The following is a 20,900-nucleotide window of genomic DNA, read 5'->3' as shown; positions in this document are numbered from 1 at the left end:
GTGCCGCAACAAGCATGATTGAGCGCCGACCGGGGGTCAAGGAGCGCGACGAGGTTCCCTCAGCCGGGCGGAAGCGTGGTCGGAGCAGCGAAAACGCCCGGCGGGGCCGTGGCCGACGAATGTCGGTGCAACGGCCCCGCCGGGCGAGGGCCCTCCGGCCTCAGCGGGCGGAGGGGGAGGGAGACTGCGTCGGTTGCGCGGCCTCCTGGGCCTGCGGTTCCTCAGGGCCGTCGTTGCACGCGACGGGGCCGATGCGCAGCTCGAAGTCGCCGTCGTACTTCTCATGGCCGGCGATGACGGCCGTTTCGATGGCCTCCTTGCCGATGCGCCCGCGGATGATGAGCGGGTCCTGGCGCAGATCGCGGGTGAGTGCGATACACAGGCCGACCATCACCACGGCGAAGGGGGCCGCCGCCAGGATGGTGAGGTTCTGCAGTCCGGTGAGCGCGTCACCCTTGCCGCCGCCGATGACCAGCATGATCGCGGCGACCGCGCCGGTCAGCACGCCCCAGAGGATGACCACGCCCCGGGTCGGTTCCAGGGATCCGCGCTGCGAGAGCGTACCCATCACGATCGAGGCGGCGTCGGCGCCGGAGACGAAGAAGATGCCGACGAGGATCATCACGACCACGCTCGTGACCGAGGCGACCGGGTACTGCTGGAGCACGTCGAAGAGCTGACCCTGAGCGGTCGACGCCTCGTTGAGGCGCTTCTCGTCCTGCAGGTGCATCGCGGAGCCGCCGAAGACGGCGAACCACAGGAGGCTGACCGTGCTGGGGACCAGGATGACCCCGCCGACGAACTGCCGGATGGTCCGGCCACGGCTGATGCGCGCGATGAACATGCCGACGAAGGGCGTCCAGGAGATCCACCACGCCCAGTAGAAGACCGTCCAGCCGGCCAGCCAGTCGGCGACACCCTCACCGCTCGACGCCTCGGTACGCCCGGCCATCTGGGCGAGGTCGCCGAGGAAGGCGCCCACCGAGGTGGGCAGGAGGTCGAGGATGAAGATGCTCGGGCCAACGAGGAACACGAAGACCGCCAGCGACACCGCGAGCACCATGTTGATGTTGGACAGCCACTGGATGCCCTTGGCGATCCCGGACACCGCCGAGGCGACGAACGCCACGGTCAGCACCGCGATCACGGCGACCAGCAGGCCGGTGCCGACGGATGCCAGCCAGCCCAGTTCGGTGAAGCCGCTGCCGATCTGCAGGGCGCCGAGTCCCAGGGAGGCCGCGGAGCCGAAGAGAGTGGCGAAGATGGCGAGGATGTCGATGACCCGGCCACCCCAGCCGTTCGCCCGCTTCTCGCCGATGAGCGGGATGAAGACGGCGCTGATCAGCTGTCGGCGGCCGCGCCGGAAGGTGCTGTAGGCGATCGCCAGACCCACGACCGCGTACATCGCCCACGGGTGGAGCGTCCAGTGGAAGAGAGTCGTGGCCATGGCGGTCTCCATGGCCTGGTTGGCATCGACCGGGTCGGTGCCCGGCGGCGGCGTGACGAAGTGGGACAGCGGTTCGCTCACACCCCAGAACATCAGGCCGATGCCCATGCCCGCGCTGAACATCATGGCGATCCAGGAGACCGTGCGGAACTCGGGCTGCTCACCCTCCTTCCCCAGGGTGATCCGCCCGTAACGGCTGACCGCCAGCCAGAGGGCGAAGACCACGAAGCCCGAGGCGGCGAGGACGAAGGCCCAGCCGCCGTTGCGGATGGTCCCGTCCAGCAGGTCCCCGGACACGCTCTCCAACGAGTCGGTGGCAGCGGCTCCCCACACGACGAAGGCGACGGTGATGGCGGCAGCGACGCCGAAGACGATCATGTCGGTCCGTGGGCGGGCGGACGCCGCAGGGCTTCCTGGCAGATCCGCTTCGACGGGATGGCTACGACTCCCGTCCCTTTCGCGGGTGTTGTTCATCAACTCGGCCTTTCCACAGAGGGCAGTGGAGTCTTTGTCGCGGACGACGACGGGGGAACTCGTCGGTGATGCCGCCTTACCGACGGGTAAGCCGGAGCGGATGGGCTGACGACGAGAGAAGGTGAGGCGGGGTGGCCACCAGGGTGCGTCGTTGCGAATAATGCATCCTTATTCACTATGGGCAACAACCATCTGGGCGCCGGGGAGGGCTGTCAAGGGGTCGGAGGTTCAGAGTTGCCCGACCGCAACCCCCGCGTCGGCACGGACGGCCGCGCGGGTCTGCGACGGCACCCGGGGCCGCATTCAACAGGTGCAGCCGGGCGGCCGTGCGTGCCGGCGGGACCAGTTGAGGGGAAACGGCGGCACCATCGACCGAAATACTCAGCCCCGGTCCGTTGCCTGAGGACGCCGCTCGTCGTCCTCCATTCCCTGCCCCGCTCGGACCGTGTTGAGCCGCTCGAGTTCCTCCCGCCCCTGGAATCCGTCGGCCTGTCGGGGTGGCGCTTCCGTAAGATCGCGGCATGTCTGCTGATGCCCCGCTCACCCGAGAATCGTTCCGGCGCCTTCACCCGATCAGCACGCCCCGGCCGGTGGTCCAGTTGCCGGATCGGGTCTGGAGTGACGAGGAGTGGGACCGGATCCGGCGCGGATACCGGGCCCGGGGCATGGATGAGAAGTGGAACGTCTTCGTCGAAGGCGATGTTCTTCTCATGCACCGGAGTTGGACGGGGCGCGGCATCTATGAGGTGTCCTTCGTCCCCGTGGCCGGTCGTGGGTGGAGGATTGCCTCTGCTGTGGTCGAGGCCGATGGGAAGCGTCTTCGGAACATGGGCGACGCGTATCACTGCCTGATGATGGAGCTGGTCATCAGTGCGATCGTCCTGGGCGAGCCCGCCGCCGAACTGAGGGCCGGGCTCGTTGAGCTGACTGCCGGGGCCTCAGGGAAGAGCGATCTTCCCGAGGGCGTGGTGGAGCACAGCGCTCTGGGACTGCGCTCCGGATCGTAGGGTCAGGACGGCCTCCAGCCAAGTCCGGCGGTGCGGCGGGACGATGAAGATCCTGATCTTGGGAAGACGGTGGAAGTGATCTTCAACCGGTCTCAAGAGGAGGGGCATTTCGTGACCGCGCCTGGGTTTGGTAAGTCGCCTGCAAACCGGCCGCACGGGTTCGACCTGCGCTCGACCGCCCTGTTCTTCGTCTTCCTCGCCGTGGTGGTGAGCGTTCTTGGTTTCGCGGTGCGCATGGTGGCGGGCACCGTCGAGCGGCGTCCCGCCTGGGTGTTCGCCCTGGTCGTCGTGGGCGTGGCGGCTCTGGTGGGGCTGCGGCGCCGGTTGCGTGTGGCGAGGGCCGCCCGCCGGGCCGCGGCAGCGCTCGACGAGGCGGCACGAGAGGCGGCCGGCGAACTGGAGGCCGTCGCGATTCCGCCTCAGCGCACGGTCGCCGAAGCCGCTGTCGACTACGACGACCTGACGCCGGAGGAGTTCGAGCAGGCGATCGCCGGCCTCTGCGAACGCGACGGCTGCTCCGACGTCGCCGTCGTCGGAGGATCCGGCGATCTGGGCGCCGATGTGGTGGCCACAACCGGCGACGGGCGGCGAGTCGTCATCCAGTGCAAGCGTTACGGCGACTCCCATCGGGTCGGCTCCCAGGATCTCCAGCGTTTCGGCGGCACGTGTTTCACCGTCCACGAGGCCGATGTGGCCGTGCTGGTCACCACGAGCGACTTCACCTCTCCGGCGGTGGAGTACGCCGAGCAGTGCGGGATCGTGTGCGCGGACCGGGGATTCCTCCAGGCATGGACCGACGGCACCGGTCCCCGGCCCTGGGAGACGGCCGCAGAAGGTCCGGCGGCCGGACGGGGAACGGTGCGTGCCGAGTCGTGAGTCGTGCAGCGAGTCGAGCAGCAGCCCCGGGCCCTTGCCCGGGGGCTTCGTAGCGGGCGCATGCCGGTCGCACGGCCACGAGCCGGGGCGGGACAACTCGTCGGCGTCCTCGGCATGGACGGGTCGCGGCCCTGCCCCCCTCACCTGCACACGCGCTCCGTCGCCGGACCCTGGGCGCGGGCGCCTCCGTATCCGGCCATCACAGGAAGGGGGCCGCACGTCTCTTCCGGGTCTCACGGGTTGTTCGTATGCTCCTGCGGCGCACGCGATGGTTACCTGCGGTAAGAGGGGGATCGGATGGCCGGTTCGGGCACCTCACGACGTACGTTCATGGCCGGGGCCGCCGCGGCCGGCGGCGCTGCCGCGCTGGGCACCGCCAGCACGGCCGAGGCCGCGGCACAACACCCCGCAAGACACCCCTCAGCACGCGTCCCGCAGTCGGTCGCCGTGCTCGGCGGCGGAGTGGCCGGGCTGACCGCCGCGCACGAACTCGCCGAGCGCGGCTTCAGCGTCACCGTCTACGAGCGCCGGGCGCTCGGCGGAAAAGCCCGCAGCATGGGCGTGCCGGGCAGCGCACGCGGCGGCCGGCGGGAGTTACCCGCCGAGCACGGCTTCCGCTTCATCCCCGGCATCTACCACAACCTGCCCGACACGATGCGGCGCATCCCGTTCCCGGGCAATCCCGGCGGCGTCCGGGACAACCTCGTCGCCCCCTCGGAGATGTCCTTCGCCCGCACCGGCCGCGAGGACCTGCGCCTGCCCCTGCCCTGGCCCGGCCACCAACCGCCCGGCCTCACCCTCGACGACGTCCGCCGCGCACTGACCGCCGTCATCGAGACCGCGCGCGGGATCCCCCCGCATCAGACGGCGTACTTCGTCAACCGCATCCTGGTCTTCCTCACCAGCTGCGACGAGCGGCGCGACGAGGTCTGGGAGAACACACCCTGGTGGGACTACATCAGAGCCGAGCGGATGACCCGCGACTACCAGCGCCTCCTGGCCGTCGGCGTCACCCGCAACATCGTCGCCACCAAGGCGGAGGAAGCCAGCACGCGCACGGTGGCCAGGCTGCTGGAGGCGTTCCTCCTCAACGGGCTGGGGCGCGGCGCGGACGGCCCGCTCGACCGCATCCTCAACGCGCCGACGAACGAGGCGTGGATCGACCCGTGGGTCGATCACCTGACGTCGCTCGGTGTCGCGTTCGAGGTCGGCTGGACCGTCCGGGAGGTGCAGTACGGCGGGGGCAGGGTCACCGGAGCACGGATCACCGGGCCGGCCGGCCAGGCGCGGACCGTGACCGCCGACCACTACGTGTGCGCGATGCCCGTCGAGCACGCCCGCCGCACCTGGGGACCGGCCCTGCGGGCCGCCGACCCCCAGCTCGCACGCTGCGACAATCTCAAGACGGACTGGATGACCGGTATCCAGTTCTACCTGACCGAGTCCGCTCCCCTGCTCGACGGACACCTCAACTGCGTCGACTCGCCCTGGGCCCTGACGGCCATCCAGCAAGCCGGGCACTGGCCGGGACGCGACTTCCCCGCCGACTACGGCGACGGCACCGCCGTCGACTGCCTCTCCGTCGACATCTCCGAGTGGGACAGGCCCGGCATCCTCTACGGCAGGACAGCCAAGCAGTGCACCCGGGCCGAGGTCGCGAAAGAGGTGTGGGCGCAGCTGAAGGCGGCGCTGAACGACACGGGCAAGGCGGTGCTGCGGGACAGCGCGCTGCACTCGTGGTTCCTCGATCCCGGCGTCGACGGCATCGGCACCCCCCATCCGGTCAACGAGGACGAGCTGCTGATCCACCCCGTGGGCACCCTCCGCAACCGGCCGACGGCGGCGACGAGGATCCCGAACCTCTTCCTCGCGGGTGACTACGTCTCCGTCGACATCGACCTGGCGACCATGGAAGGCGCCAACGCCTCCGCTCGGGCCGCAGTCAACGCCCTGCTGGACAGGGCGGGTTCGGACGCACCGCGCTGCACGATCACACCGCTGTACCGGGCCCCGGAGTTCGAGGCGTTCAAGCGCCACGACCTCACCCGCTACCGCTGGGGCCTGCCGAACGCCCTGGACCTGGGCTAGGGGCTCATTCGCCCTGGACCTGGGCTAGGGGGTGTCCGCAAAGTCGCGTCGTCCGCCCGAAGGGCGGGCCCTGCGGCGGGCGTCGCAGGGCAGGCGGGACTTTGCGGACACGCCCTAGGGGCTCGTTGCACGGCCGACAGGGCAGAGCATGCCGCCCGTCGTCTGGCGTCGGGCGGGAGCGCGGCTCGGGTCGCGGCGGAGTGCGGCACTGTCGACCAGCCCCATCTTCACCGGGGGCGTGGGCTTTCGCCCGGGCGTACCGGGTCTGACCGGGTCTGCTCCGTGTGCTCGATGCCGCGGTGACGGCCCCGGGGGGCGCGTTGCTCCCGTCCTGGGGGCGGGGTTGCTCGCGGAGACGCGGTCTTTCGGCGCCATCACCCGAGAGCCGCCCTCTTGGAGGCCCCGCCGGTGAAATCCCCGGGGCAGGGGCAGACCGACGAGGATCAGGACCTCACGGGGCCGGCGTGCATCCCTCGGCGCATTCACCCCAAGCCATTGCAACGATGCTTGAGAGGCTTCGTTGCGTTTAACCGTGACGCTGTTGCAACGATTCCGCCACTTTGAGCTGCATATTTGGCAGTTCAGCGCAGCATCATTGTTGATGAATCAGTAAATGCAACATAGCGTTTCCCCTGTTCGAAAGAACCCACGGCGCAATCACCGCGCGCGGCCTGTGACACCCCGCCACCAGGCACCTGCACTCGCACGCCGTCCCGCCCCCGGACCTGTGAAGGAAGGACCACCGCCATGCATCCGCCGCACGCCCCCGCACCCGCCGCGGCGGCCCCCGCCCGTCCCCTCGTCTCCTTCCTCCGCTTCGCCGCCCTCGGCGGCACCACCGGCATCCTCTCCAGCCTTGCCGTTCCGCTGCTGGCCACCGTCGTGCCCTGGGCGGCCGCCAACGCGATCGTCACCGCGGTCACGACCGTGCTGTCCACCGAGTTGCACGCGCGCATCACGTTCACCACCGGCCGCAGCGTTCGCCCGCACGAACACGCCCATTCCGCCGCCACCGCAACAGCCGCTTACCTCGCCACCAGCATCGCCACGTGGATCCTGCACCTGCTCCACCCCGCTGCCAGCACCTTCACCGAACAGACCGTCTACCTCACCGCCTCCGCCCTCACCGGCATCGCCCGCTTCCTCCTCCTGCGCCACCGCACCTTCGCCACCCGCCCCAGCGGGATCACCGGCCCGGCAGCACACCGCACCCCCGCCCCGGCAGCAGCCGCAGCCCGCCCGCTCAACGCCCGCATAGGCCACGACACGGCCGGGCCGCGCTTGCCTCCCCGGCGCTCAGCGGCTCTCCCCTTCCCGGCGATCAGCAGCACGCCGACCGCCCTGCCCGCCGGCCGCGCCCCCCCATTTTTTTCCCGAGGCGATTCCTCGGCCCGCAGGCGCGTGAATCCCCCCATCACGGTGAACCTGGAGAGAAGCACAAGCGCCCGACCACATGCCGTCCCCGCAGGCGGCGGGCCGCTGCAGGCCCACCCCCTTGTTGTCCTTGAGCCGGTGAACCAAGCGAGAGGGCCGACCATGTGCGACCGAAGCAGGGTGACCGTAGGGGTACTCGGGTCCTACGGCGGCCGGAATGTCGGCGACGAGGCCATCCTCACCGCCATGCTGGACCGGATCCGGGCCGGACGCCCGGACGCCCGTGTCGTCGTCTTCTCCCGCCGTCCCGAACACAGCCGGCGCATCCACCCCGATGTCGAGGCCGTCGGCTGGGAAGGCGTGTGCCGGGAACAGATCTCCGAGCACCTGCGCCGCCTCACCGTGCTGGTGCTCGGGGGCGGCGGCATCCTCTACGACACCGAGGCGCGCCGCTACCTGCGTCTGGCCCGCACCGCCCAGCACCTCGGCGTGCCCGTCTTCACCTACGCGGTCGGCGCCGGCCCGCTCACCGACGAGGCCGACTGCACGTGGATCCGCGCCACACTCTCCGAGGCGGCCGAGGTGACCGTCCGCGACGAGGAGTCGAAGCTGGTGCTGGAGGAGGCCGGCCTGAGCCGCCCCGTCACGGTCACCGCGGATCCGGCGCTGCTGCTGGAACCCGGCGGCAGCGGGGCCCGCCTGCTGCGCGCCGAGGCCGTTCCGCGCGGGCCCCTTCTGGTGGGGATGAGCGTGCGCGAGCCCGGCCGGGCGGCCGAGCACCTCGACGAGGAGGGCTACCACCAGCTGCTCGCCGGCGTGGGCGACTTCCTCGTCCACAGGCTGGGCGCCCGCATCGTCTTCGTCCCGATGGAACGCGACGACATCCGGCACGCCCACGCGGTGGTCTCGCACATGGCGGACGCCGACCACTGCACCGTGCTGCACGGCGACTACGGCCCGCAGCAGGTCCTGGACATCACCGCGCAGCTCGACCTGGCGATCGGCATGCGGCTGCACTTTCTGATCTTCGCCGCGCTCGCGGGCATCCCCCTGCTTCCGCTGCCGTATGCGGGCAAAGTGTTCGACTTCGCCCAGCAGATCGGTGCGCCGGCCCTGCGCGGTGTCGTCCGGGAGACAGCTGGGCTGCTGCTCGCCGAGGTCGACCGGCTGTGGGACGAGCGGCTCGCCCGTACGGCGCACATGGCCGCGCGGACCGCGGCCATGCGGACCCGGTCCGCCCAGACCGCCGACCGGCTTCTCGCCTACCTGGACCGCACCGCCCCCGCCCCCAGCACCGGCGCCGCTACGCGCACCGGCCCGGGCGCCGGACCCGCGGCGACGGCGGCCGCGCCGGCGACCGGCTGACCCATCAGAACCCGCGGGGGGCCCCGCCCGCCGCACCGCCGCCGCGCCGAGGAGGAACCATGTCCCACCTGCAGCCGCCCCGCGTCCCGCGCAGCGTGCCCCTTCCGCCGCGCCAGGCCCTGCACGCCGGCTCCACCCAGGTCCTGGTGGTCGGAGGCGGACCCGCCGGCATCGCAGCCGCCGTCGGCGCCGCCAACACCGGCGCCCAGGTCGTCCTCGCCGAGCGGTACGGATTCCTCGGCGGCAACGCCACCGCCGCCCTGGTCATGCCGCTGATGAGCTTCCACAACGAGGTCAAGCAGGCCGTCACCGGCGACTCCGCCCGCCTGCTGCCCCCCGACCACGGCGAAGGAGAACCGGTCGTCGGCGGCGTGCTGTGGATGCTCCTCGACCACCTGGTACGCGCCGGAGCAGCGATCCGCCCCTCCCTCGAGACCGGCTACACGGTGCCCTTCGACCCGGAACTGTTCAAACTGGTGACCTACGAGCTGTTGGAGACCCACGAGGTCCGCACCCTGCTGCACGCCTTCGCCTCCGGCGTCATCTCCCTCCCCGACCGCGCACGGGCCGTGTTCGAGACCAAATCCGGCCCGGTCGTCATCGACGCCGACGTCATCGTCGACTGCACCGGCGACGGCGACATCGCCGCTGCAGCGGGAGCCGCCTACGAGACCGGCCGGCCCGAGGACGGCTGGACCCAGCCCATGACCCTGATGTTCCGCATGGCACGCTTCGACCACGACGCCTTCACCGCATACGTCCGTGCCCACCCCGACCAGTGGAAAGGCGTCCACGGCCTGTGGGACCTGGTCCGCGCCGCCACCGACGCCGGCGAACTGGACCTTCCCCGCGAGGACATCCTCTTCTTCGCCACCCCGAACACCGGGGAGATCGCCGTCAACTCCACCCGCGTCACCGAGGTCCTCGGCACCAGCGTCTGGGACCTCACCCGCGCCGAGTTCTCCGCCCACCGCCAGATGGCACAGATCGCCCGCTTCCTGCAGAACCGCGTACCGGGATTCGCCGACTCCTACATCATCCAGAGCGGCGTACAGACCGGCGTCCGCGAGACCCGCCGCATCACCGGCGACTACCAGCTCACCGGCGAAGACGTCCTCACCGCCCGGAAGTTCCCCGACGCCGTCGCCCGCGGCGCCTACCCCGTGGACATCCACAACCCCAGCGGCCGGGGCACCACCCTCAAGCGCCTCCCGCCGGGCGAGTCCTACGACATCCCCCTGCGCTGCCTCCTCCCCCGCAACCTCGACCGCATCCTCACCGCAGGCCGCTGCATCTCCGGCGACCACGTCGCCCACTCCTCCTACCGCGTCATGCCGATCTCCATGGCCACCGGCCACGCGGCAGGCGTCTGTGCCGCCCTCGCAGCAACCCAGGGAAAACCGCCGAAGGACATCCCCGCCGCGACCGTCCAGCAGGAACTGCGCACCCAGGGCGCGAGCCTGCCCTGACGAACACGCCGCGCCCGGCCGGCGCCCCGCGCACAAGCCCTTCGGAGCCCCGCCCGCACCGGTCACCGCCGGCCTCCTCCAGCAGGCGGAAGAAGCGCCGGGGTCGGATGCATCGACGTGGCCCTTGGCGAGGAGGAGCAAAAGAGAGGTGCTGCAACAGGCGCCGGTGAGGTAGCGTGCGGCCCGTGTCGAGTCCAGAGTCAGACAGGGCGGGGGCTTTCGGTCACGCCGTCAGCCCCCTGAACCACTGAGTTCACAGCCCTGCCGTCCTGCCGCCGTTACGCGGCCGGGCGAGGTGCACCCCTGGGTGCTGACCGCGGTGACGAGATGACCTTCTCGTGCTTCTCCTCACCTCGGAGCCACTCGATGCCCTTCCCGCTGTACATGCTTGCCCTGGCGGTTTTCGCCATGGGCACCTCGGAGTTCATGCTCGCCGGCCTCCTGCCGGACATCGCCTCGGACCTCGACGTCACCGTCGGGACAGCAGGCCTGCTCACCTCGGCCTTCGCGCTCGGCATGATCGTCGGCGCCCCGCTCATGGCGGCGCTTGCCCGCAACTGGCCCACGCGCTCCAGCCTCTTCGGGTTCGTCCTCGTGTTCCTGTCAGCCCACGCCGCGGGCGCCGCCACCTCCGACTTCCGTCTCCTGTGCGCAACGCGGGTGGTCGCAGCGCTCGCCAACGCGGGATTCCTCGCGGTCGCCCTGACGACCGCAGCCACTCTCGTCCCGGCCGGCAAGCAGGGACGTGCGCTCGCCCTGCTGCTGTCGGGTACCACGATGGCCACGATCGCCGGTGTTCCCGGTGGATCCGTGCTCGGCACGGTGCTCGGCTGGCGGGCCACGTTCTGGGCCCTCGCCGCCCTCTGCCTGCCCGCCGCCGCCGGCATCCTCACCGGACTCCCAGCACACCGCGGACAGCACAAGGAAGCAGCCGACGGGCACTGCCTCCGCGCCGACGGGCGTTCCCTCCGTGCGGAACTCGCACAGCTCAAAAGCCGGCGGCTGCTATGGGTCATGCTGCTCGGCGCGCTGGTCAACGCCGCGACCTTCGCCGGCTTCACGTTCCTCGCCCCCGTGGTGACCGGGACCGCCGGGCTGGGCGACCTGTGGGTCTCCGTCGCCCTGATGCTCTTCGGTGCCGGCTCCTTCGCCGGCGTCACCGTCGCCGGACGGCTGTCCGACCGGCGCCCCGACCTGGTCATCGCCGTCACCGGTCCGCTGCTGCTCATCGGCTGGCCCAGCCTGGCCGTACTGGCCCATCAGCCGGCCGCCCTGTTCCCCCTCGTGTTCGTGCAGGGAGCGCTGTCCTTCGCACTCGGCAGCACACTGATCACGAGGGTCCTGTACGAGGCAGCAGCAGCTCCCACCATGGCCGGCTCGTACGCCACCGCAGCACTCAATGCCGGCGCCGCCGGCGGACCGCTCGTCGCCGCGACCACCCTGGGCACAGCAGCCGGGACCCTCGGGCCCCTGTGGGTGAGCGGCCTCCTCATCGCGGTCACCCTGCCCGCCACACTCCCCCTCCGCGCTGCCCCGACGTCGAACAGGACCGGGGCATGAGCCCGGTGGCTCCACTTCCGTGACGGTCGGCTCCCCGTCTTCGATCACGCCACCGCCCCCGAGGTCACTCGGCTCGTGGACCGGATCGGCGCTGCATCCGGTGCGGGTTCTGGTGACGGCACGCCTGACGGCACGCCATGAGGGGTGGGCACGGGCGGCGGCAGCACGCAACCCGACACCCGACACGTCGTGCCGGCACCTGGATTCGCGCCGGCGGAGGGTGCGGCCGGCAGGACTGCTGGTCAGGGCCGAGCCGAGCGGCGCGCCGCAGGTTTCTCCCGCCGTGCCGGGGAGGCCGGTGTGCGGCGTGCGGGTCCTGTGCGCGGGCCGCGACGGGGGGTGTGGCTGTGGCGGTCACCGTGACCGCGGGTCGTGCGGTCGGGTGGTCGCGTGGTCACGGCCGAACCATCCGTCACGGACTTCGAACCGACATGCGAATGATCACCTCATTGGGTGATTCCGCGTTCCTCCGGTGGCCCGCCTACGCGTTTTCCGGGCCGCTGCCCTCTTGTAGATGCCGGGAGCCCTCCCGGCGCGAGAGCGACGCAAGAGGAGAAGACCACGGTGCTCACAGTCTTGGGGTGGGCGTGCCTGGCGACGGGTGTCAGCGCCGCAGCCGGGATCGCCGCACGTGCCTGTGCCTATTGGATCCGTGAGGTGGTCCGGCGTGAAACGCTGAGGGTCGTGCTGGAGCAGCTTTCCTCTGGCGGAGGTTCTGTTGAGGTCACCGACCAGGACGGTGTCTCGTGGGCCGTGCGGCTTCCCGACAACGAGCAGGAATAGATGCCCGGACACTCTTGCGAGGAGGAGTTCGACGCGGTGTACCGGGAATGGTATCCGCGGCTGCTCGCCAAAGCCTCCCTCGTGTGCGGCGCCCAGCGTGCTCTGGCGTCCGATGCCGTGCAAGAAGCCTTCGCCCAGTGCTGGCGCCGCATGAACGCCCCGGACGCCGCCCCGGTGCGGAACTGGGTTCCTGGCTGGCCACGACGGTGCTGCACGAGGCGATCAACCTGCGCCGCCGCCACTCCGACACCGCCCCCCTCGACGACTTCGAGCGGCCGGGCCGCGACCCGGACCCGGCCGAACTCATGGACGTGAAGGAAGGCTTCCTCCAGGTGTGTACCGAGATCGCGGCCCTTCCCGCTCGTCAGTGCGAGGTGATGGCGCTGTCCTACCTGGCGGGCCTGGCCACAGCCGAGATCGCCGACACACTGCAGATCGAGCCCTCGACCGTGCGCAAGCACCGAAGCGACGCCCGCAAGAAACTCGAACCGCTCGCGGTCGAACTGAAACGGTCCGGTCTGCTCTCAGGAGAGGGAGGAGAGCACCAGTGACACCGCACCAGCAGCAGCCTGCCGGCTCCTCCCCGCCGGCCGAGCACGACCCCGTCCGGGACATGCTGCAGCAGACCGAGCGGGCGCTGGCACAGGCCGTGCCGCCGACGGAAACGGAAGCCTCCCTGGCCGTGCTGAAGCAAAGGCTCCGGCGAGAGCCGACGGCTAGCGTGGCCCGCGCAGAACTCAGAGCCTCTCGTCCTGCGCTTGCGTCGTCCGCTCACACCCGCCCACAACAGACGGCGCGGACCGCACCCCTGGGCGCCACCGCACTCGCCGAGCAGTCGCCCGCCGCATCGGCCGAACGGAGCCGTGCGCGACCTTCCGCTCCCTCGACGCTCGACGAGCTGTGGCGGTCGTACAAGGAGACGGGGGACGAGCGGCTGCGCGAGCAGCTGATCCTGCACTACTCGCCGCTGGTGAAGTACGTCGCGGGCCGGGTCAGCGTGGGACTGCCGCCCAATGTCGACCAGGCGGACTTCGTCTCCTCCGGGGTGTTCGGACTGATCGACGCGATCGAGAAGTTCGACGTCGACCGGGAGATCAAGTTCGAGACGTACGCGATCACCCGGATCCGGGGCGCGATGATCGACGAACTGCGCGCGCTGGACTGGATCCCGCGCTCGGTGCGGCAGAAGGCGCGCAATGTGGAGCGGGCGTACGCGACGCTGGAGGCGCGGCTGCGGCGCACCCCGACGGAGGGCGAGGTCGCCCGTGAGATGGGCATCGCCGTGGACGAACTGCACGCGGTTTTCAGCCAGTTGTCGCTCGCGAACGTGGTCGCGCTGGAGGAGCTGCTGCACGCCGGCGGGGAGAGCGGCGACCGGCTGAGCCTGATGGACACGCTGGAGGACACCGCCGCCGACAATCCGGTGGAGGTCGCCGAGGACCGGGAGCTGCGGCGGCTTCTGGCGCGGGCGATCAACACGCTGCCCGAGCGGGAGAAGACCGTCGTCACGCTGTACTACTACGAGGGGCTCACCCTGGCCGAGATCGGCAACGTGCTCGGGGTGACCGAGAGCAGAGTCAGCCAGATCCACACCAAGTCCGTCCTCCAGCTGCGCGCGAAACTGGCCGGCTTCGGACGCTGACAGACAACCAGCCGCAACTCGAAAGGAACCGGCAACAAATGACATCGGTGCCGTGGGATGCCTGGCGCTCGTGCGGCACTCACTCTCGCGGCGCAGGACCGTACCCACCGCTTGATCGCCGACGCCGGACGGCGACAGCCGCAGGGGCTCACGCCGGGCGGCCGCAAGTCCCGGCGGGACGGAGTGTGCTCCTCGTACGGCGCAAGATCGCCGGGTCGCCTTCGGAGCGCCCGCTCCGTCGTCGGTCAGGGGCTGTCGCTTCGGACAGCGCCTCGCATCGCCCGCGACGGCGACCTGGTCACATGCTCGCTCATGTGGGTCACCCGTCTGCTTCCGTGACCCTGGGATGCAATGGACGCTTCCAGCGTAGGTCGCCCGGATGGGGGCCGCAAAACGGACCAACGCCGGAGGTGAGAGTTTCGACAAGGCACCGTAGAAGCTGCAACTTCCTCACGTTCCCGATGACTTGATCGTCGGCGCCCCATAGCCGAGGAGCGAACCGCATCGGGGCAGCCGTCGGTGACGCGTGCCGCTTCTGATGCGCTGACAGGTCCTGCGACCCCTTTGCACATATATCGCACATCTGCAAATATCGGGAGCAGGAAGCACCTTGCGAACATGAGCGCTGCGCCTCACGTCTTGCGCGCGCATCCCCGGCAGAGCCGACGCCTTCAGCAGAACGCCGTCCCGCCTGCCTCAGAAGAAATCGTGTCTCAGACACCACCGCCACAATCACAACAGGCCGGGAGGCAGATCATGGCCACGGCGGAACTCGCTTCCGAACGAGAGTCGGACTATCTGTCGCAGCTGACGATGGCCGCGGCACGTTACGCGAACCGAACCGAACGGCGGGAACGGAACCAGTCCGTCATCGAGACGCGCGGCCCGCTGTACGCGGACACTCCCGAGCGCGTCGAGAAGCGGCTGGCGCGTCTCGGCGCCGACTGGGCCATGGCCCGGGCGATCGAGCACACACCGACGGAACCCGCCAGCAGTGCGGGAAGCACCCTGCAGTTGCCCCCGGAGGCGTTCACCAGCGAAGTGCTGGGGCTGGAGCGCCTCATCGGACGCAACAATCTCACTCCCGTCGCATTCCTGGAGGAAGGTGTCCAGGTCTCCCGCTCGGTCGGCCGGGTCACCATCAGCGGACCGGGAGGCGGACACGGGACCGGATTCATGGTGTCCCCGTCGCTGCTGCTCACCAACAATCACGTCCTGCGCGGCCCGGAGGAGGCGAGCCGCAGCAAGGTCGCCTTCGCCTTCCAGGACGGTGTCGACGGGAGCCCACTGGTACCGGCGGTCTTCCAGCTGGAGCCCCTGCGGTTCTTCATCACCGACCGGGCGCTCGACTACAGCCTCGTCGCGGTGTCACCGCGCGGTGCTCAGGGCGAGGCGCTGTCATCGTTCGGCCGGTTGGTCCTCAGCGAGGCCGAGGGGAAGGTCGTCGTCGGGGAGTTCGTCAACATCATCCAGCACCCTCGGGGCGAGCCCAAGCAGATCGCTCTGCGCGAGAACCAGATCGTCGACGTGCTGGAGCGGTTCCTGCACTACGAATCCGACACCCGTGAGGGTTCGTCCGGTTCTCCGGTCTTCAACGACCAGTGGGAGGTCGTCGGGCTGCACCACTCGGCTGTCCCGAAGACCGACGCCGAGGGCCGGCCACTCAGCATCGACGGCACGGTGTGGCGGCCGGAGATGGGCGAGCAGCAACTGGCCTGGCGGGCCAACGAGGGTGTGCGGATCAGCCGGGTGCTCCGGGCCCTGCACGAGGTACCCCTGTCCGGTGAGGCGGCCCGGCTGCGGGACGAGGTGTTCACCACCGGACTCGCCCCGTCTCCCACGGAGAGCGCCCCCGCGATGCCCGCCCACAACGGCGCGTCTCCTCGGCGGGTGACCGACGGCTCACCGGTGCAGGTCCAGGAGCAGTCGCACGCGGCCGACGGCACCGCTCAGCTCACCGTCCCCCTGCGGATCACCGTCGCCTTCGACACCCGCTCGTCCTCGCAGGCGGTTTTCCCCGCCCAGCTGCCCGCTCCGACGCCGCTGGCGGCACCGCAGCCAGCCCCGGCCGGACGAGCGGACGTCGTGTCAGCGGTCGAGAAGGACGTCGACGCCGCCCTGGCCAACAACCGGCTCGCACGGGAACGTCCCTACTACGACCGGGCCGCGGACAGCGCCGCACGCGACGCGTACTACGCAGACGTCGGCACCGGCGACGGTGACGCGCTGCGCCGTGCGCTGACGACGCTGCTGGCGGAGACCCACGAGCCCCAGCCCAGGTACAAGCCGATGCGACTGGTGTACCCGTGGGTCGACCTGCACAAGGACGGCCGACTGCGCAGCATCTACTCCGGCAGGGACTTCTCCGCCGAGGAGCTCATACGGGCGGACGCGGCTGTTGCGGAGGCCCGGCTGGCCCGAGTGCAGGAACTCCTGCTGCAGGAGAGCACTGCGGGGCCGGCCGAGTTCGAGGCGGAGTTCGACGCGCTGGAGGCGTCCATGCCGTTCAACTGCGAGCACGTGGTGCCGCAGTCGTGGTTCGCCAAGAAGGAGCCGATGCGGGGCGACCTGCATCATCTGTTCGCGTGCGAGGTCGGGTGCAATAGTTTCCGGGGCAACTTCCCGTACTTCGACTTCCCCGACTTCGACGAAACGGTCCGGGACGCCTGCGGAATGCGCGAGCGCACAGGCTTCGAACCACAGGAGGGCAAGGGCGCGGTCGCCCGCGCGACCCTGTACTTCCTCCTCCGCTATCCGGGCCAGGTCGGCGACGCGGCACGTGAGTTCCCGCAGGAACGGCTGCCGGTCCTGCTGCAGTGGCACGAGCGTGAGGCGGTCACCGAGTACGAGCTGCACCGCAACGCCGCCATCGCGGAGATCCAGGGCAACCGGAATCCACTGATAGACCATCCCGAGTGGGCACGCGAGATCGACTTCGCAGGCGTCTGGCCCTGAGTCCTGTCCCCCGGCCGGGTAGACGTTCTGGCATCCGCGGCGACTCGACAGTCGCTGGGGTGGGAGACAGACGAGAGCCCCAGGTCACGGCGCGGCACGGTGCGCGCCGTGACCTGACTGGAGTGGCGGCGGGAGCGGACGATCGAGTATGAGCCGACGGCATCGGCGCTTACCGGAACCATCCTCGAAGAAGGTCCCGACGCTGGCAGTCCCGACCCCGTCGTGCGGTTCGTGCCGGAAGTCGCTCGGGAAGCATCCGGGCGAACTGCGGCGAGGGCGGGACACCCAGTTCGTCGTTCAACAACTGGCTGAACGCGTCATAGTGGCGCACCGCCTCACTGATGTTGCCCTCCGCGAGATGCGCCGACACGACGGCCCGATGGGCACTCTCCCGCAGGGGCTCGGCGCGTACGCCGGCCCAGGCGGCTTCCATCGCCAGAGCGGGCCTGCCCTGCCGTATCAGTGCCTCGGCCAGCGCGTCGAGCGCGTGCAGTCGCAGTTGCCGCAGGCGTTCACGCTCCACCAGCACCCAGTCCTCGTCCCACCCCAGCAGCAGGTCCTCTCCTGTCAGGATTTCCAGTGCGGGCCGGGTATGACACGGTGAGCCACGGTCCTCCACGACCTCGAGCGCCGTCCGTGTCAGGAAGTGCACGTCCACGTGCAGGGCGGGGCTGACCACCAGTGAGTCTCCGCAGCACGCGATCAGAGGTGGCTCTCCGCGCGGGAGCTTCCACAAGGTGGTGCGCAGGCTGCCACGGGCGTGTTCCTCGGTGACGTCGGGCCACAGGGTGCCGGCGAGAACCGTACGGCACACCCGGCCCCGCAGTCCCATGAACGCCAGCAACCGCTGGCCGTTGCGGCACAGTTCGACGGTCTCGGTACCGAGTTCCAGCCGGAACTGGCCGAGCAACCGCAACTGGGGAGGAGACACCGACCTCATCGCCTCGCTCACAGTGTGTTGCGTGAGCGCACTCGGGCTGCCCAGCCTCGCCGCCATGCGTCGCCGCTGTAGCTCCCCCGGTGCGACCCCACGGACGTGCCGCATCCTTCGACAAGGCACTCATCACCAGTTTCAGCCCCTGATCCGCACGGTGCAACCCCGCTGGACGGCGGTTCACCAGGACGGATGCGGGCGACACGTCCAGTGATCACGGCGGTGGTCCGCACCACTCGTACGCATCGGACGCCACGTCCCTGAGCGGCTCCCCCGGGGCCCCGATGACGTCAGGATGACGTGGTGCTGACAGTCAATCCGTAGCGTCGGGCGCGACGGCTGCCCAGCCACGGTCGAAGCGCGCCCAGCCACAGGAGCAGTTCTCGGACAGCAGGGGTGATGCCATGACCGCCACAGTGACCCTTGATCGATTCTGCCTGTGAGCATCGCATGAATCAGCCCCAGAAGATCCCCCTCATCTACGTCCGAGGGTTCGCCGGCGACACGGCAGGCATCAACAAGGCCGTGGCGGACCCCTTCTACGGCTTCAACGAGGGCTCCACGCACCTCCGTATCGGACCGGACAACGAACCCGACTTCTACCAGTTCGAAAGTCCCCTGCTGCGCCTGCACCTTGATGAGGGCTATCAGATCCTGGTCGACGGCAGTCAGGCGATCTACCTGGACTCGCATGCCACGATCCCACCCGACAGCATCTGGATACACCGCTTCTACGACGTGTCCGCGAGCACATGGAGCGGGCGGCCGAAGGCGTTCCGCATGGAGACGGCTGCGGAGGACCTGCTGACGCTGATCGACACGATCAGGGAGAAGTCCGGGGCGCCGCGCGTCCATCTGGTGGCGCACTCCATGGGCGGCCTGGTGTGCCGATGCCTGATCCAGAAGATTCTTCCGGACCTCGGCCGCGATCCTGCCGAGTGCGTCGGAAAGCTCTTCACGTACGGTACGCCGCACGGCGGCATCACCTTCGACCTGGGCTTCGGCATGCTCGAGAGGTTGCGCGACGCCATCGGCATCAACGGTGCCGATATTTTCGGTCCCCAGCGGATGTACGAGTACCTGACGCCTGCGTCCGTCGCCGATCCGGACGGTCCCCAGGAGGACTGGGACCCCCGCGAGATGCCCCCTGACCGGCCGCTCGCCTTCCCCCGCGATCGGGTCTTCTGCCTGATCGGCACCAACCCGGCCGACTACGACGTGGCGCACGGCCTCTCCGCTGCGGTGGTCGGGCCCCGCAGCGACGGCCTGGTACAGATCGACAACGCCTACGTCCCCGGTGCCCATCAGGCGTACGTGCACCGCAGCCACAGCGGCCGCTACGGGATCGTCAACTCCGAGGAGGGGTACCAGAACCTGCGGCGCTTCCTGTTCGGCGACCGCGAGGTGAAGGCCGCGCTCGTCGGCCACCGGCTGCCCGAGCGCGAGGACACGGCCTGGCAGGCCGAGGTCGGTCTGTCCGTGCGCGGGCTTCAGATCGTGATGCACGAGCGGACCAGCGCGCAGTGGTGCCCCGTCCAACTGGGGGACGGCACGCGGATTTCCACCGCCGAACACTCCTCGGAAGCCGACCCGGGCACCGGGGCCGTACCCCTGGTGGACACCTTCCTGTGCAGCGACCTGGTCCGACCCCGCGACACCGGAACCATGCGGTACGCACTGCATCTGCGCATCCTGTCGTTGCGTGAGAGCAACGGCCTGCTGAACTTCGGTGACCACCTGGAGCAGACAGCCGACTTCGACGACATCCTCGTCGTCGACGTCGGCACCGACGGCGCGGGCTCCGTGCCCGCCCTGTCTGCCGTCTGGAACTCGACCATCGCCGGTTCCATCAGGGACTACCGTCCGGGCAGCCACCCCCGTGGCGACGAGAATCCGAGCCCCGACATCTGGATCAACCACATCGAACTGCCCGACACCGCCGTCCCGATCGTGGGTGCGGACGCCCGTATCAGGCTCACAGTGACGCCCTGGCGATGACGAGAGGATGCGGATCCCTCATGAGCGACAGATCCGACGCGGACGGCATGGCCGGCTGGTCCTACGGCTGTGCGGGCGAGCCCAGTCGGTGAGCGAAGGAGTTCCTCATGCCCCAGCACAATCCCCACCCGGTCCCGGATGACCCCGGAGTCTTCGTGCCGACCCAGGTCCAAGGCTGGCAGGACGGCTACGACGCGGGCATCAGCTCACCACCGAACGTCCCTGTGACGCCACTTGTCCGTGACCCTGACTACGCGGATGCCTGGACGGAGGGTGCCACGTCGGGCAACGCCGACGGGCGGACCGAAGGATGGCGCTGGGCGTACTTCGACGGGGCCGCCCAGCCCGATCCTCAGGGGGTGGGCCGACCGTACGAGCCGCGGGACAGCGGCGAGTACGGACAGGAGCACGGCTCAGCCTTCACGCAAAGTTGGGCGTGCGTGGGCGAGCTGCCGCTTGTGGTGATCCTGGCGCCGTTCGCCCCCGGAGAGCGCGGTGGGGAGGGGCTCACGGGCAGGCAGCTCGCTCGGGCCTGTGCGGACAAGGGCGTGTCGCGGCTGTACCTGCCGGTGAGCCTGTTCTCCTCCGGAGCCGCTCAGGAGGGGACCGGTGATCCGCTGACCGACGCGGGCTACTGGCACGGCACGGTCCATGAATCCTTGGACGAGGCCGCACCGGAGGCCATCGACTATGTGACCGTCCGCCAGGTCCGCTTCGCAGCACTCCTGCGGTACGCACCCGCGGCCGAACATGACTTCTTCGATCTCCTGCCCGTGAACGAGCTGTTGCCGCCGATCCGCCTGGGCTGAGGACGCAGCGGCCGGAGACGATGGGAAAGGCAGCCAGAACCCGATGCACAACTCCTCATCGCCGTCGACGAGCCACTCTCCCGGCACGGCCACCGCTGACGCCGAGCGCGACTCCGTTT

General features: G+C 69.9%; 13 protein-coding genes. 11 read left to right on the top strand and 2 right to left on the bottom strand.

Annotated features, from left to right (window positions below; translation table 11 throughout):
* Window positions 1-160 precede the first annotated feature (160 nt).
* A complete protein-coding gene (locus AB0412_RS11115; protein ID WP_366402242.1) occupies window positions 161-1,825 on the bottom strand; it encodes a BCCT family transporter in 1,665 nt (554 codons plus the stop codon).
* Window positions 1,826-2,442: 617 nt separating this feature from the next.
* Here AB0412_RS11115 and AB0412_RS11110 point away from each other — a divergent pair.
* The 9 genes from AB0412_RS11110 (at window position 2,443) to AB0412_RS11070 (ending at window position 17,040) form a co-directional block, all read left to right on the top strand.
* Window positions 2,443-2,928: a hypothetical protein gene (locus tag AB0412_RS11110; protein ID WP_366402241.1), complete on the top strand. Its 486-nt coding sequence runs from the start codon at window positions 2,443-2,445 to the stop codon at window positions 2,926-2,928.
* 111 nt (window positions 2,929-3,039) lie between these two features.
* Window positions 3,040-3,804: a restriction endonuclease gene (locus tag AB0412_RS11105; RefSeq protein ID WP_366402240.1), complete on the top strand. Its 765-nt coding sequence runs from the start codon at window positions 3,040-3,042 to the stop codon at window positions 3,802-3,804.
* A 297-nt stretch (window positions 3,805-4,101) separates the two neighbouring features.
* The gene (locus tag AB0412_RS11100) at window positions 4,102-5,892 is read left to right on the top strand and encodes an FAD-dependent oxidoreductase (RefSeq protein WP_366402239.1); all 1,791 of its coding nucleotides are present in this window, start codon (window positions 4,102-4,104) and stop codon (window positions 5,890-5,892) included.
* A gap of 747 nt (window positions 5,893-6,639) precedes the next feature.
* The gene (locus AB0412_RS11095; RefSeq protein ID WP_366402238.1) at window positions 6,640-8,631 is read left to right on the top strand and encodes a polysaccharide pyruvyl transferase family protein; all 1,992 of its coding nucleotides are present in this window, start codon (window positions 6,640-6,642) and stop codon (window positions 8,629-8,631) included.
* A gap of 59 nt (window positions 8,632-8,690) precedes the next feature.
* Window positions 8,691-10,100 (top strand): FAD-dependent oxidoreductase, encoded by a 1,410-nt coding sequence (locus AB0412_RS11090; RefSeq protein ID WP_366402237.1) that lies wholly within the window; start codon window positions 8,691-8,693, stop codon window positions 10,098-10,100.
* A gap of 366 nt (window positions 10,101-10,466) precedes the next feature.
* The gene (locus AB0412_RS11085; RefSeq protein ID WP_366402236.1) at window positions 10,467-11,660 is read left to right on the top strand and encodes a Cmx/CmrA family chloramphenicol efflux MFS transporter; all 1,194 of its coding nucleotides are present in this window, start codon (window positions 10,467-10,469) and stop codon (window positions 11,658-11,660) included.
* A gap of 920 nt (window positions 11,661-12,580) precedes the next feature.
* Window positions 12,581-12,994, top strand: a complete 414-nt coding sequence (locus tag AB0412_RS11080; protein WP_366402235.1) for a sigma-70 family RNA polymerase sigma factor — start codon at window positions 12,581-12,583, stop codon at window positions 12,992-12,994.
* Window positions 12,995-13,056: 62 nt separating this feature from the next.
* Complete coding sequence (whiG, locus tag AB0412_RS11075) at window positions 13,057-14,085, top strand: RNA polymerase sigma factor WhiG (protein WP_366402332.1); 1,029 nt, start codon at window positions 13,057-13,059, stop codon at window positions 14,083-14,085.
* Window positions 14,086-14,841: 756 nt separating this feature from the next.
* The gene (locus tag AB0412_RS11070) at window positions 14,842-17,040 is read left to right on the top strand and encodes an endonuclease (RefSeq protein WP_366402234.1); all 2,199 of its coding nucleotides are present in this window, start codon (window positions 14,842-14,844) and stop codon (window positions 17,038-17,040) included.
* A gap of 169 nt (window positions 17,041-17,209) precedes the next feature.
* Here the strand turns inward: AB0412_RS11070 and AB0412_RS11065 are convergent, their stop codons facing one another.
* Entirely contained in the window at window positions 17,210-17,980 is a 771-nt protein-coding gene (locus AB0412_RS11065) for a BTAD domain-containing putative transcriptional regulator (protein WP_366402331.1), read from the bottom strand.
* 444 nt (window positions 17,981-18,424) lie between these two features.
* On the opposite strand from AB0412_RS11065, the gene AB0412_RS11060 reads away from it, so the two are divergent.
* Together AB0412_RS11060 and AB0412_RS11055 are read left to right on the top strand one after the other, a co-directional pair.
* Window positions 18,425-19,972 (top strand): alpha/beta fold hydrolase, encoded by a 1,548-nt coding sequence (locus tag AB0412_RS11060; RefSeq protein ID WP_366402233.1) that lies wholly within the window; start codon window positions 18,425-18,427, stop codon window positions 19,970-19,972.
* A 107-nt stretch (window positions 19,973-20,079) separates the two neighbouring features.
* Window positions 20,080-20,781: a hypothetical protein gene (locus tag AB0412_RS11055; protein ID WP_366402232.1), complete on the top strand. Its 702-nt coding sequence runs from the start codon at window positions 20,080-20,082 to the stop codon at window positions 20,779-20,781.
* Window positions 20,782-20,900 lie beyond the last annotated feature (119 nt).

The sequence above is a fragment of the Streptomyces sp. NPDC052012 genome, from assembly GCF_040689265.1.
GTDB lineage: Bacteria > Actinomycetota > Actinomycetes > Streptomycetales > Streptomycetaceae > Streptomyces.
This window is presented reverse-complemented; position numbering and strand designations above follow the sequence as displayed.

What these genes read in the sequence shown, in the direction of transcription:
- AB0412_RS11115 (WP_366402242.1), bottom strand. Translation starts at nt 1,825, where the DNA reads ATGATCGTCTTCGGCGTCGCTGCCGCCATCACCGTCGCCTTCGTCGTG.
- AB0412_RS11110 (WP_366402241.1), top strand. Translation starts at nt 2,443, where the DNA reads ATGTCTGCTGATGCCCCGCTCACCCGAGAATCGTTCCGGCGCCTTCAC.
- AB0412_RS11100 (WP_366402239.1), top strand. Translation starts at nt 4,102, where the DNA reads ATGGCCGGTTCGGGCACCTCACGACGTACGTTCATGGCCGGGGCCGCC.
- AB0412_RS11095 (WP_366402238.1), top strand. Translation starts at nt 6,640, where the DNA reads ATGCATCCGCCGCACGCCCCCGCACCCGCCGCGGCGGCCCCCGCCCGT.
- AB0412_RS11090 (WP_366402237.1), top strand. Translation starts at nt 8,691, where the DNA reads ATGTCCCACCTGCAGCCGCCCCGCGTCCCGCGCAGCGTGCCCCTTCCG.
- AB0412_RS11085 (WP_366402236.1), top strand. Translation starts at nt 10,467, where the DNA reads ATGCCCTTCCCGCTGTACATGCTTGCCCTGGCGGTTTTCGCCATGGGC.
- whiG (WP_366402332.1), top strand. Translation starts at nt 13,057, where the DNA reads ATGCTGCAGCAGACCGAGCGGGCGCTGGCACAGGCCGTGCCGCCGACG.
- AB0412_RS11070 (WP_366402234.1), top strand. Translation starts at nt 14,842, where the DNA reads ATGGCCACGGCGGAACTCGCTTCCGAACGAGAGTCGGACTATCTGTCG.
- AB0412_RS11065 (WP_366402331.1), bottom strand. Translation starts at nt 17,980, where the DNA reads ATGAGGTCGGTGTCTCCTCCCCAGTTGCGGTTGCTCGGCCAGTTCCGG.
- AB0412_RS11060 (WP_366402233.1), top strand. Translation starts at nt 18,425, where the DNA reads ATGAATCAGCCCCAGAAGATCCCCCTCATCTACGTCCGAGGGTTCGCC.
- AB0412_RS11055 (WP_366402232.1), top strand. Translation starts at nt 20,080, where the DNA reads ATGCCCCAGCACAATCCCCACCCGGTCCCGGATGACCCCGGAGTCTTC.